The sequence below is a fragment of the Ruegeria arenilitoris genome (genome assembly GCF_013031355.1).
In the GTDB taxonomy this organism is placed as follows: domain Bacteria; phylum Pseudomonadota; class Alphaproteobacteria; order Rhodobacterales; family Rhodobacteraceae; genus Ruegeria; species Ruegeria arenilitoris_C.
On sequence record NZ_WPZO01000002.1, the window covers coordinates 216,620 to 232,633 of the forward strand.

Here is a 16,014-nt window from a genome sequence, read left to right on the forward strand (position 1 = left end):
GTTACAAGCGGTCTTCGAATCAGCTATGGGGCAGACATGCAGAATCTTATGGATCAGGACGCGCGCCGGTTTGGGGCGGTCAACTGGATGGGCCTCTACACGCTGGCCAAACGCGAAACCCTTCGGTTTCTGGCGGTCTGGACGCAGACCCTGCTGGCGCCATTGGTGACGGCGGGATTGTTCCTACTGATCTTCACCATCGCCATTGGTCCAGGGCGGTCCGACGTGATGGGGGTTCCGTTTTTGATCTTTCTGGCGCCGGGCATCATGATGATGACGGTGATCCAGAATGCGTTTGCCAATACCTCGTCCTCAATCATCATCGCCAAGGTTCAGGGCAACATCGTGGACACTCTGATGCCGCCGCTGTCGCCGCTGGAAATCCTGCTGGGTTATCTGGCAGGGGGCGTCATTCGCGGCGTTCTGATCGCCTTTGTCGTTGCGGCCGCGTTTCTGGTGTTCCTGTCCATCGCGCCGCAAAACCTGTTGATTACCCTGATCTTCGTGATCCTCGGAGGTGCGTTCATGGGCGCGCTGGGCCTGTTCGCCGGTATCTTCGCCAATAAATTCGACCAGATGGCTGCGATCACGAACTTCATCGTCACGCCGCTGGCCTTCCTGTCGGGCACGTTCTACTCGGTCGAGGCACTGCCGCCTGTTCTGAACCGCCTGAGCCACCTTAACCCGGTGTTCTACCTGATTGACGGGTTGCGCTATGGGATGATCGGCGTGTCGGACAGCTCTCCGTGGTTGGGGATGGTCGTCTGCTCCGGTGCGACGCTGGTGGTTGGTGCGATCACCTGGCAGATGCTGCGGACGGGTTATCGGCTCAAGGCCTGACGTTGCCGCGTTTCGCGCCAGACAAGGATTAGCCCGCCTGTCAGGATGATGGCCGAGCCGATCTGGCTGATCGCATCCGGGATTACGCCAAAAACCGCAAAGTCATAGAAGGCGGCGAAAATCAGCGTGGCATAGCTGATCGGAGCCACAAATGATGCGTCTGCGCGGGCCATGCCGTTGACGAAGCAGGCCTGCGCACAGGCCATCAGCACGCCAATACCCGCCAATGCGGCCCATTGCGCGGCGGTTGGCATCTGAAAGACAAAGCTGACCGCGACCGAGGCAATCGTCAGCCCCATCGCATTGTTGATCAGTAGAATCTGGATCGGGATTTCCCGGCCCGAGAGTTTCTTGATGAAGATCAGTTCCATCCCAATCACCACCGCTGCTGACAGCGCAAGCAAGGCCGCGGGCTGAAAACTGGCAGGCGTCGGTCGCAGTAGGATAAGTGCTCCGGTTAGGGCGACGGCGGCGGCCAGCCAGCGCCATGGACCTACACCCTCTTTCAGCAACGGGACGGCCAGCACCATTGCGAAGACCGGGTTCAGGAAGGAGATTGCCGTGGCATCCGCAATCGGGATGAACGCGACTGAGGCGAACATCAGCGTGATCCCGACCCACCCGAAACTGGTCCGCCCGATATGCAGCCCCCAATGCGGGCGGCGCAGTTTTGGGCGCAGAACGCCAACCACGCTTACGATCACCAGAAAGGCGAACAGAAACCGTCCGTGGCTGATCTGCATAGGATGCAGCGCCGGGCCCAGCGTATCCGTGCCCAACGCTTTGGCCAGCAGCGTTGTGCTCGCGATAAATGCGCTGGCGGCCACGATCAGCAAGGCCGCAAGGGCAGGGTTCTGGCGCACGGGTGTCATGCCCCTAGCGGTGGGCCAGCATCTGGGAAATAGCAAGCAGGAAACTCACGTCTCAGGGTGAAATTTAGGGTGCCGCGATTTTCTGGGTTTTCAGACTGCCTGCGTCCCGCTATACGGCGCGACATGATCAAACACGCACATATCCTGCGACTCCGACGCCGACGCATTGCCGCGTAATCGGCCCGTTTGATCCATTGCGCGCTGTAAATCCGCGCAAACTCCACCAAATCTGTTGACGAACCCTGCCTTCGTGTATCACTCACGGGGCTCAACATATCGAAAAGGATGATCCGATGATCCCGTCCGTTCTGCCGACCTATAATCGTGCGCCCCTGACCTTTGTGAAGGGCGAAGGCGCTTGGCTGACCGAGGCGGACGGCCGACGTTTTCTGGACCTCGGCGCCGGGATCGCGGTGAACGCACTGGGCCACGCGCATCCTGCACTGGTTAATGCGCTGACGGAACAGGCGCACGCGCTGTGGCATGTGTCGAACCTGTACAACATCCCGCAACAGCAGGCGTTGGCCGACAAGCTGGTCGAGCATACCTTTGCCGACACGGTGTTCTTCACCAATTCAGGCACCGAGTCCTGCGAACTGGCCGTGAAGATGGCCCGCAAGTATTTCTATGACAAAGACCTGCCCGAAAAGGTTGAAATCATTACTTTCAGCGGCTCGTTCCACGGTCGGTCCTCAGCCGGTATCGCGGCGGCCGGGTCCGAGAAGATGACCAAGGGTTTCGGTCCGTTGCTGCCGGGATTTGTGCATGTCACGTTCGGAGACCTCGACGGCGTCACCAATGCCATCACCGACAAGACGGCCGCGATCCTGATCGAGCCGGTGCAAGGCGAAGGTGGTATCCGCCCGGTACCAGATGCTGAGATGAAGGCCCTGCGCCAGATCTGCGACGAAAACGGCCTGCTGCTGATCCTGGACGAGGTGCAATGCGGTGTCGGCCGGACCGGCAAGCTGTTCGCACATGAATGGGCGGGGATTACCCCGGACATCATGATGGTCGCCAAAGGCATCGGTGGGGGCTTCCCTCTGGGCGCAGTGCTGGCCACCGAAGACGCCGCCAGCGGCATGACGGCAGGCACCCATGGCTCGACCTATGGCGGCAACCCGCTGGGCTGTGCCGTCGGTTGCGCGGTGATCGATCAGGTCGCCACACCCGCCTTTCTGGAAGGTGTGAACCGCAAGGCCGGTCTGCTGCGGCAAAAGCTGGAAGGTCTGGTCGCTGATCACCCGGAGGTGTTCGAAGAGGTCCGGGGCTCTGGCCTGATGCTGGGCATCAAATGCAAGGCAACCAACACGGACGTGGTGACTGCGGGCTATGACAACGAGGTCATCGCCGTTCCCGCTGCCGACAACGTGATCCGCCTGCTGCCACCGCTGACCCTGACCGAGGATGACATCGCGCAGGCCATGATCCGCCTCGACAAGGCCGCCGCGCAGGTCGAAGGCAAACTTGCGACCGCCTGAACTTCATCTTTTCCCAAATACTCCGGTTGTATGGGGGCTAGACCCACCAACCGACAGCCAAAAGCGAAACGAAATGAACCATTTTCTCGACATCCACAAAACTGACGCAGACGATCTGCGGGCGATGATCAATCAGGCCGGTGAAATGAAGCAGGCCCGGCTGGGCCGTCCGAAAGCTGCGCCGGATGATGACCAGCCGCTCAAGGATCGCATGGTCGCGCTGATCTTCGAAAAACCCTCGACCCGGACCCGTGTGTCCTTTGATGTGGGCGTTCGCCAGATGGGCGGGCAGACCATGGTGCTGTCGGGCAAGGACATGCAGTTGGGCCATGGCGAGACAATCGCCGACACCGCGCGTGTTCTGTCGCGCTATGTCGACATGATCATGATCCGGACGTTTGATGAAACGATCCTGACCGAGATGGCCGAATATTCCGACGTGCCGGTGATCAACGGCCTGACCGACCGCACTCATCCCTGCCAGATCATGGCCGATGTGCTGACGTTCGAGGAACATCGCGGCCCCATCGCAGGCAAAAAGGTTGTCTGGACCGGCGACGGCAACAATGTCTGTGCCTCGTTCCTGCACGCGGCGGGTCAGTTCGGGTTTGATCTGACCTTCACCGGCCCTGCGCAGTTTGACCCCGAGGAAGAGTTCATGGGTTTTGCCCGTCAGAAGGGCTCGAAAATCGTGGTCGAGCGGGACCCGTTCAAAGCCGTAGAAGGCGCCGATCTGGTGGTTGCGGACACTTGGGTTTCGATGCACGATTCCCAGTCGGCCAAGGAACGCCGCCACAATCTGCTGCGTCCATATCAGGTGAACACCGAGCTGATGTCGCACGCCAAGCCTGACGCGCTGTTCATGCACTGCCTGCCCGCGCACCGCGAGGAAGAGGCAACGTCCGAGGTCATGGACGGCCCAAACTCGGTAATCTTTGACGAGGCCGAGAACCGCCTGCACGCGCAGAAGGCCGTGATGCGCTGGTGTCTGGGCGTTTAACGCCTGCGCACATCCCAAACACGCAGTTTGGCGAGCGTCCGGGCGCTCGCCAACAAGACCAGCGCACAAAGGGCGGTTTTGGTCATGATCTCCATCGTGCCTTCAATCAGCATCGCGTGAACGACGCTGCCGATGATGGTTAAAGCGGCCAGGGCCGTGTGACCCAGCCTCCAAACCCGGAACCGAAGACGCATGCGTTGCCGGTAGATGCGCAGAAAGGCTGCTGCAAATGCCGCCCACATCGCGATGACGCCCCAGGCGGAAAACGGGGTGGGTGAGACGAACAGCAAAGCGTCCACCACATCCGGCGGGCTGGTTATCCACAGGCCGCCGACATGAATTAGAATACTGGCAACCAATGCGATGCCAACCCATTGATGCCATCGGCGGCTGATCAGCGGTGAAAGTCCGGGCAGGTACCGACCGGCCAGAAGGGGCTGCAGCAACAGCAATCCCATACCGACCACGCCCGCAAACCCCGCGATAATGTAGATCGGATCACGCCACGCCAGAAGCGGGCTGTTCGCCGCTGCGATCAGCGGCACTGCCAGAACGAGGGTCAGAACCGTCCAGATCAGCAGGGCACGTGTCACGAAGGGTCAGAGGGGCTGCAGAACGAAATGCGCGGAGAGGGTCTTGTCCTTTGAATTCGCCATGATCGGTCGCAGGAACACTGTCTCGAAGTCTCCGCTGTCATAGGCCAGATGGCCATGTGGTTGGCCGAAGGCGGGTACGATCTGCGGCATCTCAAGCCGAAACTCCCCATTCGCATTGGTCAGCGTTGCGCCGTGGCTCTGCGGGTCGCGTTCGTGGCCTTCGGTCGTGTGAGCCCAGATCTGGATGCGCTGGCCGGGCAGGGGGGCTCCGTCACCTGCGCGGCGCACCGTGCCCGTCATCCAGAACCCGCCACCACCGATCCGATCAACGATGGGTGCACCGGGGCGATAGTTGTTGGACCCACCGCGCATGGACGGTGTCGGGGCCAGCCCCGCCGCACGCGCAGGCAGCAGCAGGCCGGTGGCACCGGTCGCCAGAACGGCACCGCCGAGGGCGATCAGGGAACGACGGGAAAAGCGTGTATTCGTCATGTCGGGACCTCCTGCAAGGTGTCATCCAATGGGACCGGGACGCGCCACGACGCAAAGATAGCACGGTTCGCGCCTTTTCCGAGGCGGGTTTCACGGCCCTGTGATCGCCGCGTGCGAATTTCTTTGACCCTGCGTGAATTTGGGTGCCATCCTTGCGGCACCGATCCGAAAGGCTGCCCGATGGACAAGATGCAAACGGTGTCACCTGACGAAATCGCCGCCTTCAGGTGCGACGGAGCCGTCGTCCTGCGCTCGCAGTTCTCGGACAAGTGGCTGTCGCTGCTGCGCGCGGGGATCGATGCAGACCTTGCCGCCCCAACCGACAACTTCACCCGCCATACGAAAGACCCCAGCGCCCCGGCCTATTTCGAGGATTACTGGGCCTGGAACAAAATCCCTCAATTCACCGATTTTGTGCGCAATTCCCCCTGCGCCGCGCTGGCAGGGCAACTGTTGGGCGCACCGTCGATCAACCTTGTCATGGACAATTGGTTTTTGCGCGAGGCCGGATCGACCTCACGCCCTCCGTTCCATCAGGACCTGTCCTATTTCGATTTCGAAGGCACGATGTGCGTCCTTTGGCTGCCGCTGGAGCCGGTGACTAAGGAGAACGGTATCGCTTTCGTCAAAGGCTCGCACCTGTGGGACAAGCTGTTCATGCGGGTCCGGTTTGCAGACGGTCATCCCAGTTACGAACCGACCGAGGTTGCAGGCCTGACCTATCATCCGCCGCCCGATATCAACGCCAACCCGGATGCCTATGATCTGCTGCAATGGGACATGCAGTTGGGCGATTGCATCTTTTTCGACATGCGCACGCTGCATGGAGGGTTGTCCTCGGTCACGCCAACAGAAACAGTCCGGCGCTTTACCCTGCGGATGACGGCACCAGACGGGATCATCCGGTATCGCGGCGATTGGGCAAAAGACGAGCGCGCACAGTTCGAGGCGGCGGGCTACAGCGAAGGGGATCGCATCGACGGGCCGTTTTTCCCCCGGCTGTGGCCGTAGCTGTCGCAAAAACACCTGCACCCTGACTGTGCAATATTGCAAGTTTTCTTGTCGAAAAGCGCTCTATATCCTTCATTTGTGAACCCTAATCCTCTGATCGCAGGAGAGCTGGAATGAGTTGGAACCCGACCCACAACCCCGAATGCCTGTCGGAAAACGCGGCACTTGAAACTTTGATCATCCCACGCGCCCGCGATCTGGGCGGGTTCGAAGTGCGCCGCGCGCTGCCTTCTATCAAACGTCAACTTGTGGGGCCGTTCATCTTTTTTGATCAGATGGGGCCGGCCGAGTTTATCACCGATGGCGGCATCGACGTCCGCCCGCATCCGCATATCGGCCTGGGCACCGTTACCTACCTGTATCAGGGCGAGTTCGAACATCGCGACAGTCTTGGCACGCATCAGATGATTTACCCGGGCGAGGTCAACTGGATGGTCGCGGGGCGCGGTGTCACGCATTCCGAGCGCACCAGTGAAGAAACACGGGGCAAGAGACACAGCCTGTTCGGCATCCAGACCTGGATCGCCCTGCCCGAGGCGCATGAGGATATGGCCCCCGATTTCGAGCATCACAAACAAGCCGCGCTGCCGCATATTCAGGACAATGGGGTCAGCGCGCGTCTGATCCTCGGTTCGGCCTATGGGGAAACCAGCCCGGTCACGATGCTGTCCGAAACTTTCTATCTGGACGTACAGCTTGATCCGGGCGCCGCGTTTCCCCTGCCAGACGATCACGAGGACCGGGGCGTTTACGTCACGCAGGGCTCGGTCGAGATTGCAGGTGACAGGTTCGAGGAAGGCCGCATGATGGTGTTCCGCCCGGGCGACCGCCTGTCGGTCAAAGCTGGGCCGATGGGCGCGCGGCTGATGCTGCTGGGTGGCGCGACGCTGAACGAGGATCGTTATATCTGGTGGAACTTCGTGTCGTCTTCGAAGGACAAGATCGAGAGTGCCACCCGTGAATGGAAAACCGCCGACTGGGCGAATGGCGCGTTCCACCTGCCACCGGGGGACGATGAGGAGTTCATTCCGATCTCGGAAGAGCTTGAGCGCACCCGGCCACGATTGGCGCGCTGACCACACGTCAGGGGGCCTTGCCCGTGGCTCTGATCCCGGCGATCCTTTGCGCCGGGGAGGCGTACCATGAAGATCGTGATCGCAGGCGCAGGCAGTATCGGGTGCTATTGCGGGGGGCTGCTGGTCCATGCAGGCCTCGACGTGACCCTGCTGGGCCGACCGCGCATTCTGGACCCGATCCGCGACAAGGGGCTGACGGTCACGGATTTCTCGGGCCTGAATCGTCATGTGGCCGCGCGGGATTTGACCCTGACCCAGGATGCAAGTTGTCTGACCACCGCGGAAGCCGTGATCGTGACGGTTAAAACCGGCGCAACGGAGGAGATCGCCGACCGGATTGCGAAATACTCGCCAACATCCGCCTTGGTCCTGTCCTGGCAGAACGGTATGGACAACGCCCGCACCCTGCGTGAGACCCTGCCGGATCACGACGTGCGCGCCGGTATGGTACCGTTTAACGTGGTGCCGACCGAACCGGCGTGTTTTCATCGGGCGACCTCGGGCGAAATTGTCATCCAAAGCGGCCCCGGTGCTCTGGGTCAAAGGCTTAGCAGCCCCGATCTGCCGGTGATCGAAAGCGACGACATCGACGCCGTGCAATGGGGTAAGCTGGTGATCAACCTCAACAACGCGCTGAACGCGCTGTCCGGTCTGACGCTGAAAGAGCAACTTCTGGATCGCAATTGGCGGCGGTTGATGGCGGATCAGATGACCGAAGCTCTGGCGGTTCTTAAGGCAGCGGGTCACCCGGTGGCCTCGACCACGCCCCTGCCTGCGTGGATGACGCCGCATATCCTGCGCCTGCCGACGCCGGTCTTTACCCGCATCGCGGCACGAATGCTGACTATCGACCCCAGCGCGCGGACTTCGATGGCCTATGATCTGATGGCGGGGCGTCCTACCGAAATTGACAGTCTGCAAGGCGAGATCATCCGCCTGGGCACGCAGTCTGGAGTGGCAACCCCGATCTGTACCAAAGTGCGGGCGCTGATTGAACAAGCGCCCGAAACCGCTCTGTCACCGGATCAGATCAAGTCTTAGTTGCGGTCAGATAAAGGCAGTCAGGAACACGAAAATCGCCGCTGACATGGCCGCAGCCGCAGGAACGGTGATAACCCAAGCCGCCACGATGGTCATGAAATGCGAACGACGCACCAGCTTGCGGCGCTGGTGTTCTTCGCGGGCCAGTCGCTGTTCGGCGGGGCGCTGACGGTTCGTCTGCTTCCAGCGGCGATCCGAGTGCCATTCGCGATAGAAACCAACTCCGAACACCGCACCCACGGCGATATGGGTCGAGCTGACCGGCAGACCCAGCCAGCTGGCCACGATCACGGTAATCGCCGCCGACAGCGCCACACAGAAGGCGCGCATAGGGTTCAGCTTGGTGATCTGGCTGCCCACCATCCGGATCAGTTTGGGGCCGAACAGGAACAGACCGAACGAAATCCCGAATGCGCCAATTACCATCACCCAACTCGGGATCGCCACTTTCGAGGCGAAATCGCCGAATTCCGCCGTGTGTACGATCGCCGCCAAGGGGCCAACCGCGTTGGCCACATCATTGGCGCCGTGCGCGAAGCTGAGGAACGTCGCCGAGATCACCAGAGGCAAGCCAAACAGCGTTTTCAGAGATTTCGTGCGGTTTTCCAACCCTTCGGATTTGCGCCGCACCCAGGGCACCGTCACCGACCAGACCAGCAGGCCCGAGGCCAGGCCGATCAGCAGGGCCATTTCAAGCTCGATTTTCACGATCCGTTTCAGGCCTTTGACGGACAGATAGGTCGCAAACGCGGCTGCCATAACGGCCACAAGGATCGGAACCCAACGGCGCGCGGCAGCAATCTTGTCGTCCTGATACTGGATCTTGGCTTTGATCAGCGCCAAAAAGCCCGCCGCGATCACTCCGCCCAGAACCGGTGAGATTACCCAGCTTGCGGCGATGGCGCTCATCGTGCCCCAGCTGACCGCGCTCAGACCCGCTGCTGCGATGCCTGCGCCCATAACACCACCCACGACCGAGTGCGTCGTCGAAACCGGTGCGCCGACCCAGGTGGCGAGGTTGACCCACATGGCTGATGAAATCAGAGCGGCCATCATCGCCCAGATAAACACATTGCTGTTCTGAACCGAGGCCGGGTCGATGATTCCCTTGGAAATGGTCGAGACTACATCCCCACCCGCCAACAACGCGCCCGCGCTTTCGGCGATGGCCGCAATGAGGATCGCGCCGCCCATGGTCAGAGCATTGGCACCAACCGCCGGACCCATGTTGTTGGCCACATCGTTGGCGCCGATATTCACTGCCATATAGGCCCCAAAAACCGCTGCCGCGACAACGATCAACCCGCCATCGGCCTGTCCGAAAAACACTGCAGCCGACAGACCGGCCAGCGCAATAAAGGCCAGCGCAATGCCGGGCGCCAGCATCGGGCGCGCCACGTGGACATTTGCGTTTTCGACACGCGAGATGCGGTGCAGGTCGCTGTCCAGCGCCTGCCAACGGGTTTTTGTAGTCATGTTCGACATGGGATTTTGCGGCTTACTTAATTTGACACACGCGGCTAGACGGATTCACCCGCATGGGCAACCGCTTTGTCATCAAATCTTCGCGAAACTGTTACAGTTGGAGCAGTATGTCGCGCAATTCCGGCTCGTTGACGCGTTCGGCCGCCGTCGCAGGTGATACCCAGACCCGTTTGCGCGTGCCCGCTTCGGGAAAGTCGTCCACGAGATCTTGAACCTCGACCCGGTAAACACTGGTCAGTACTGGCAGGGCCGTGCCGTCTTTCAGGATTTTATCATAAGTAAAGTGGCCAATCGGCTCTTTGCCGGGGTCGGGCGCATGCACGCCTGCCTCTTCCCAAGCCTCCTGCAGGGCGGTTTCGGCGCCGTCCTTGCCATCAATCGGCCAGCCCTTGGGGATGATCCAGCGCCCGGTATCGCGGCTGGTGATCAGCAGAACCTCGGGCCCCGTATTGGTTTGTCGTGTGCACAGTGCTGCGAACTGCACCCGCCGGGGGCGCAGAAAAATGGGTCGAGCGACCTCCTCCCAGATGTTTCGCAACCATTTTGTCATAAGCTAGTCTTTTGTTCGCGCGTTAACGTCGAGCCGCAGTGATATAACAACAATAAGCTGCATCTTCAATGAGCCTTTGTGCACTGGAAATTCAAGAGCTTCTCGTGCCAGTAAGCGAACCAGACTAAACCTCTATAATCTAAACATAAGGTCAATCGCGGTTCTGTCCCCGCCGTTTGGCGCGCAGGGTGGGGTCCGCCTGGGTTGGGTCTTCGGGCCAGGGGTGTTTGGGGTATTGTGCGCGCATATCCTTGCGAACGTCCGCGTAAGACCCCGCCCAGAAGCCCGGCAGATCGCGCGTGATCTGGATTGGGCGTTGTGCCGGGGACAGCAGGGTGATTTTCAGCGCCTCGCCCCCAACGACAGGGTGCCGCGTGACCCCGAACAGCTCCTGCAGGCGCACCGAAATTTCAGGAATCGCGCCGCCGTAATCAATCGGTACCTTGCGGCCCAACGGTGTCTCAAACGACCCGGGCGCGCGACGGTCAAGCTCTTGTGTCTGGTTCCAGTCCAGCCGGGCACGTAGGGCGGGCAACAGGTCGAACCGCTTCCACTCCTCGGCATTGCGCACGCCTGAGAGCATCGGCAGCAGCCAGTCTTCAAGGGTTTGGGTCAGCCCCTCGATGGTGAAATCGGGCAAATCCACGCCTTCGGCCCGCACCAGTTCCACGCGGGCGGCAAGCCGTGCTGCGGCGCCCTCCAGCCGCAGGCCCAAATCGCGTACGCCGTCCAGCATGGCCTGCGCCACCGCGTCGTCCGGGACATTCTTCCAGATGCGGTCGCTCAGTGTGATTGCGCCGAACCTCTCTTGCTGGCGCGCCACCACCCGGCGATCGCGTTTTGACCATTCGCAACTGTCGACCCAGTCTATCTGATCCGCAAACAGGTCGCGAATCTCGCGTTCCGATATCTGGGCTGCCATGCGCACGCGCGCCTCGCGCGGATTGCCGTCGGTATCCGTGACCACCAGATAGGGCGCGGCGGCAAGTGTGTCGTCGGGGTCCAGCACAACCCCTTTACCACCGGACAAAACATAGCGCGGCACATCGCCCTTGCGGCGTTGCCCGATCCGGTCGGGATAGGTCAGCGCGGCCATCGAAGCAGGGCTTAGATCGGCGGAGTTGCCCTGTTTGCGCAGCCGCTTAGCCTCAGCCTTGATCCGATCTACGGCACTCGCATTCACCTGCCAGACCCGATTGCGCTGAAACGCGCGCATGTCGCGCAACGCTTCCAGCCGCAGCAGCATGTCCGCCGGAGCCCCTCTGAGCGGATCGCGCTCCGCCATCAGTGCGGCCAAGGGCGCGGCGTTTGGCCCGGCACGCACCAGCATGTGCCCCAAACGCGGGTGCAGAGGCAGCGCGGCCAGCGCGCGCCCGTGTTCGGTGATCCGCCCTTTGGCATCCAGCGCGCCCAGCATTGTCAGCAGGGCCTTCGCCTCGGCCATGGTGCCTTCGGGCGGTGGTGTCAGGAAGGCCAGATCGTTCGGTTCTGCGCCCCACAGCGCCAGCTCCAGGGCCAGTCCGGTCAGGTCGGCAGCTTCGATCTCGGCCGGGGGATAAGCGGCCAGAGCACCTTCTTCGCCCTTGGACCACAATCGATAGCAGACCCCATCGGCCACACGCCCGGCGCGGCCTGCGCGCTGGGTGGCCTCGGCCCGGGTCACGCGCTCGGTCACCAGCCGCGACATGCCCGATCCCGGATCGAACCGCGACCGCCGTGCTTGCCCCATATCGACCACCACGCGGATGTCGGGGATGGTCAGCGAGGTCTCGGCGATCGATGTGGCCAGCACAACTTTGCGCCCCTCTTTAACCGGTGTAATCGCCTCGCGCTGGGCAGCAAAGGGCATCGCCCCGAACAGGGGACGTATCACGCAATCGCCGGGCAATCGCCCGGACAGGGCACCCTCGGCCCGCCGGATTTCACCCTCGCCGGGCAGGAACACCAACACGCCGCCGCCGGTTTTACGCGTGTCCCGCTCGGCCTGGGCCACCAGATCGACCAGAGCATCCAGTCGCCGAGCCTGCACCCCCAAGGGCCGGTCCAGCCAGCGGGTTTCGACCGGATAGCTGCGCCCCTCGGAGGTGACGAGGGGAGCCTCCATCAGCCGGCCCACGGGTTCAGCATCCAGCGTTGCGGACATCGCCAGCAGGATAAGATCGTCCCGCAGCGCGCCGGTGACCTCAAGGCACAACGCCAGGCCCAGATCGGCGTTCAGAGAGCGTTCGTGGAATTCGTCGAAGATTACCGCACCTACGCCGGGCAGGTCAGGGTCAGATTGCAGCATCCGGGTCAGGATGCCCTCGGTAACTACCTCGATCCGCGTGGATTTCGAAACCTTGGCGTCACCACGAACCCGGTAGCCGACCGTCTCACCCGCGCGCTGCCCCAAAGTTTCCGCCATCCGTTCAGCCGCGGCGCGTGCGGCCAGCCTGCGCGGTTCCAGCATCACGATCTTGCCATCACACACGCCCGCTTCGAGCATCGCCAGCGGCACCCGTGTCGTCTTGCCCGCACCCGGAGGCGCCTGCAACACGGCACGGCCCGAAGCCTTAAGGGCGGCAAGCAGGTCGGGGATGGCGTCGTCGATGGGCAAGCGTGTCATACGGGCTTTATCCGCCAACCTTTCCGCAAGGTCCAGTTCCGGCAGGCTGCGGCAATTCTCATGGCGCTTGGCACTGGACAAACCCCGTTCTGCTACGCCATCAAGGCGAAAATCGGGTAGGGGACGCGCATGAACACCGCTGAGCTGGGCGACAGGATATTGAATGGCGAGCGCCGCGCGCTGGCCCGGGCGATCACGCTGGTCGAAAGCGGCCGCGACGATCACCGGGCGCAGGCGACCGAACTGCTGGCCCATGTCGCCAAGTCCGAGCGGCAATCCCTGCGCATCGGTCTGTCGGGAACGCCCGGGGTGGGCAAGTCCACCTTTATCGAGAGCTTCGGTATGATGCTGATCGGGCAGGGGCTGCGCGTGGCAGTGCTGGCGGTCGATCCCAGCTCGGCCCGGTCGGGTGGCTCGATTCTGGGTGACAAAACCCGGATGGAGCGCCTGAGCCGCGAGAGAAACGCCTTTATCCGCCCATCGCCCAGCCAATCGCATCTGGGCGGTGTCGCGCGTCGCACGCGCGAGGCGATTGCTTTGTGCGAAGCGGCGGCTTTCGATGTGGTCCTAATCGAAACTGTGGGCGTGGGTCAGTCGGAAACCGTAGTGTCTGAGATGTCCGACCTGTTCCTGTTGCTGCTGGCCCCTGCGGGCGGTGACGAGTTGCAGGGTGTCAAACGCGGCATCATGGAAATGGCCGACATGATTCTGGTCAACAAGGCGGACGGAGACCTGAAGGCCACCGCCACCCGTACCTGTGCCGATTACGCCGGTGCCCTGCGCCTGTTGCGCAAACGCCCTCAGGATCCGGAAGGGTTCCCCAAGGCCATGACGGTCTCGGCGGTCGAAGAACATGGGCTGGAGGGTGCGTGGACCGAGATGCAGTCCCTCACCCAGTCGCGCCGGGACAGCGGCCACTGGGACGCGAACCGGGCGGCGCAGGCGCAATACTGGTTCGAGCAAGAGGTGCGCGCGGCCCTTTTGGCGCAATTGTCCACCGCTCAGGCGCGGGCGGATATGGAGCAGTTGGGCGCACAGGTGCGGGCAGGTGGGCTGAGTCCCTCGGCGGCTGCGGAATCCATGTTGTCGTCACTGATTCCCCGTTAGACGCTCTGGCTGTTTGTTACGCGGCGGACACTCGGACTGAAACCGGGCTAACGGACTGACGGTGGCGCGGAAACGTGTTAATCTGGCCTCCTGAAATATTGGACCGGCCCGAATGCCCAGAATTGTTGGGACAAATAGCGACGACGATATCGACGTCACAAACAACAACGGGACCCTGAACGGGAATCCGGAAGGGTCTCCTATTGAAAATATCCGGGGCCGAGGCGGTGATGACGACATAAATGTCACCAACAGTGTCATCGCCGACAACGTGATCGGCAATGCCGGAAGTGACACCATAACCGTTACCAACAGCACCGTCGGCGGCCGCGTTGCATCGGGGTCGGATGCTGACACCGTTGATATTACGGGCTCGACCGTCGGGTCCATTCGGTTGGGCGGCGGCGACGACACCCTGAATTTCAGCAGTACGTCCGTTACCGACGATATTCGCGGCGGCAACGGAACCGACACGCTGAACCTGCCCGTCGGGACCGTGATCAATGACAGTGTTTTTGGCACTATCACGGTCGAGGATGGCGTCGGCTATTCATTATCCAGCGGTACGTTTACCCTGCCGTCCGGCATCGTGGTTACGTATTCGGCGTTCGAAAACGGCTCGGGGGTTCCATGCTTTACCCGTGACACATCTATTCTGACTCAGACAGGAAAGCGCCCGATTCAAGAGCTGCAGACCGGGGATATGATCCCCACCATGGAGCACGGGCTGCAAAGCATCCACTGGATTGGTCGCCGCGGGTTTGACCGGGCCGCATTGCTGAACAATCCGCGCCTTTGGCCGGTTCGCATTCTGGCCGGAGCACTGGGCAATGGCCTGCCCCGGCGGGACCTGCTGGTCTCGCGCCAACACAGGATGCTGGTACAGTCGAAAATCGCGGAACGCATGTTCGGCACATCCGAGGTGTTGATCCCTGCTATCAAGCTGACCGTCCTGCCGGGGATTTTTGTCGATGAAACCGTGGCGGGGGTAGAGTATTTTCACCTGTTGTTTGATCGCCATCAGGTGATCTTTGCCGAAGATGCCCCGACCGAAAGCCTGTTCACCGGTTCTGAGGCCCTGAAATCGCTTGGCGCGGATGCAAGGCGCGAGATTTTTGAAATTTTCCCTGAGTTGATCGAAATGCGACTGACGCCAAAGCCTGCGCGCTTTATCCCGCGCGGACGGCAGCAGGCGCGCCTGCTGGAACGGCACCGAAAAAACAACAAACCGCTTTTGCGGGCAGAAACCTATCCAGTCAGCGATGTCGGTTTAAAGAATTCGCTTGATCCGTCTTGACCCTTCCTGCGATTCCCACTACACGCATCCAACCAGTTTTCGGGCGCGACTTCGGGTTGCGCCCCTTGTGATTTGGCCGAGGGCGTTATGCCCGGCCTCCAGAAACAAAGGAAGAAACCATGTCGCGCCGTTGCGAACTGACCGGAAAAGGCCCGATGACTGGCAACAATGTCAGCCACGCCAAAAACAGAACTCGTCGTCGTTTTCTGCCGAACCTGAACGACGTTACCCTGCAGTCCGAAGCTCTGGGCCGTGGCGTCAAGCTGCGCATCTCGGCTGCTGCTCTGCGTTCGGTTGACCATCGCGGTGGCCTGGATGCGTTCCTGGCCAAAGCCAAGGACGAAGAGCTGTCGGCAAACGCGCTGAAAGTGAAAAAGGAAATCGCCAAGGCACAAGCCTCGGCCTAAGCCCTTTTTTCACTGCGAAGAAATTCGACCCTGTACCGCAAGGTGCAGGGTCTTTTCTTTCGTGGGGCGTTCTCAAATTGGAGCTAAAATTCCCCTGTTGGTGACATTGTTCACATACACTTAGCTCTGCCTGTTTTATGTTTAGTCATATTCA

At 61.2% G+C, this 16,014-nt stretch carries 15 protein-coding genes; 9 read left to right on the forward strand and 6 right to left on the reverse strand.

The window, feature by feature from the left end; genetic code table 11:
* The first annotated feature begins 36 nt into the window (after positions 1-36).
* Entirely contained in the window at positions 37-840 is an 804-nt protein-coding gene (locus GOX63_RS06670) for an ABC transporter permease (RefSeq protein WP_170326841.1), read from the forward strand.
* On the opposite strand, the gene GOX63_RS06675 is transcribed toward GOX63_RS06670, so the two are convergent.
* Positions 822-1,712 carry a DMT family transporter gene (locus GOX63_RS06675; RefSeq protein ID WP_170326840.1) on the reverse strand — a complete coding sequence of 297 codons (891 nt, stop codon included), beginning with the start codon at positions 1,710-1,712 and terminating at the stop codon, positions 822-824. The two genes, GOX63_RS06670 and GOX63_RS06675, sit on opposite strands and share 19 nt — an antisense overlap.
* Before the next feature lie 293 nt (positions 1,713-2,005).
* On the opposite strand from GOX63_RS06675, the gene GOX63_RS06680 reads away from it, so the two are divergent.
* Entirely contained in the window at positions 2,006-3,193 is a 1,188-nt protein-coding gene (locus tag GOX63_RS06680) for an aspartate aminotransferase family protein (protein WP_170545203.1), read from the forward strand.
* 73 nt (positions 3,194-3,266) lie between these two features.
* Positions 3,267-4,193, forward strand: coding sequence for an ornithine carbamoyltransferase (gene argF, locus GOX63_RS06685; protein ID WP_170545207.1), 927 nt, complete (start codon positions 3,267-3,269; stop codon positions 4,191-4,193).
* Here argF and GOX63_RS06690 read toward each other — a convergent pair.
* Positions 4,190-4,786, reverse strand: coding sequence for a ferric reductase-like transmembrane domain-containing protein (locus tag GOX63_RS06690; RefSeq protein ID WP_170545210.1), 597 nt, complete (start codon positions 4,784-4,786; stop codon positions 4,190-4,192). The genes argF and GOX63_RS06690 overlap by 4 nt on opposite strands.
* A 6-nt stretch (positions 4,787-4,792) precedes the next feature.
* Positions 4,793-5,281 (reverse strand): twin-arginine translocation pathway signal, encoded by a 489-nt coding sequence (locus GOX63_RS06695; protein WP_170545213.1) that lies wholly within the window; start codon positions 5,279-5,281, stop codon positions 4,793-4,795.
* Positions 5,282-5,461: 180 nt separating this feature from the next.
* Here GOX63_RS06695 and GOX63_RS06700 point away from each other — a divergent pair, with 180 nt between their 5' ends.
* The 3 genes from GOX63_RS06700 to GOX63_RS06710 all read left to right on the forward strand — a co-directional run bounded on the left by GOX63_RS06700 (position 5,462) and on the right by GOX63_RS06710 (position 8,409).
* A complete protein-coding gene (locus tag GOX63_RS06700; RefSeq protein WP_170326835.1) occupies positions 5,462-6,292 on the forward strand; it encodes a phytanoyl-CoA dioxygenase family protein in 831 nt (276 codons plus the stop codon).
* 113 nt (positions 6,293-6,405) lie between these two features.
* Positions 6,406-7,368: a pirin family protein gene (locus tag GOX63_RS06705; RefSeq protein ID WP_170326834.1), complete on the forward strand. Its 963-nt coding sequence runs from the start codon at positions 6,406-6,408 to the stop codon at positions 7,366-7,368.
* A gap of 66 nt (positions 7,369-7,434) precedes the next feature.
* Entirely contained in the window at positions 7,435-8,409 is a 975-nt protein-coding gene (locus tag GOX63_RS06710; protein ID WP_170545216.1) for a 2-dehydropantoate 2-reductase, read from the forward strand.
* A 6-nt stretch (positions 8,410-8,415) separates the two neighbouring features.
* Here the strand turns inward: GOX63_RS06710 and GOX63_RS06715 are convergent, their stop codons facing one another.
* From GOX63_RS06715 to hrpB, 3 genes are all read right to left on the reverse strand, one after another.
* Entirely contained in the window at positions 8,416-9,894 is a 1,479-nt protein-coding gene (locus tag GOX63_RS06715) for an inorganic phosphate transporter (RefSeq protein ID WP_170326832.1), read from the reverse strand.
* A 91-nt stretch (positions 9,895-9,985) separates the two neighbouring features.
* The gene (locus GOX63_RS06720) at positions 9,986-10,444 is read right to left on the reverse strand and encodes an NUDIX hydrolase (protein WP_170326831.1); all 459 of its coding nucleotides are present in this window, start codon (positions 10,442-10,444) and stop codon (positions 9,986-9,988) included.
* Between the two features lie 151 nt (positions 10,445-10,595).
* Complete coding sequence (gene hrpB / locus GOX63_RS06725) at positions 10,596-13,049, reverse strand: ATP-dependent helicase HrpB (protein WP_170326830.1); 2,454 nt, start codon at positions 13,047-13,049, stop codon at positions 10,596-10,598.
* A 129-nt stretch (positions 13,050-13,178) separates the two neighbouring features.
* Between hrpB and meaB the strand changes: the two genes are divergently transcribed.
* From meaB to rpmB, 3 genes are all read left to right on the forward strand, one after another.
* Positions 13,179-14,156: a methylmalonyl Co-A mutase-associated GTPase MeaB gene (gene meaB / locus GOX63_RS06730; RefSeq protein WP_170326829.1), complete on the forward strand. Its 978-nt coding sequence runs from the start codon at positions 13,179-13,181 to the stop codon at positions 14,154-14,156.
* A 112-nt stretch (positions 14,157-14,268) separates the two neighbouring features.
* Positions 14,269-15,453: a Hint domain-containing protein gene (locus GOX63_RS06735; RefSeq protein ID WP_170326828.1), complete on the forward strand. Its 1,185-nt coding sequence runs from the start codon at positions 14,269-14,271 to the stop codon at positions 15,451-15,453.
* 119 nt (positions 15,454-15,572) lie between these two features.
* Positions 15,573-15,860, forward strand: coding sequence for a 50S ribosomal protein L28 (gene rpmB / locus GOX63_RS06740; protein ID WP_170326827.1), 288 nt, complete (start codon positions 15,573-15,575; stop codon positions 15,858-15,860).
* Positions 15,861-16,014 lie beyond the last annotated feature (154 nt).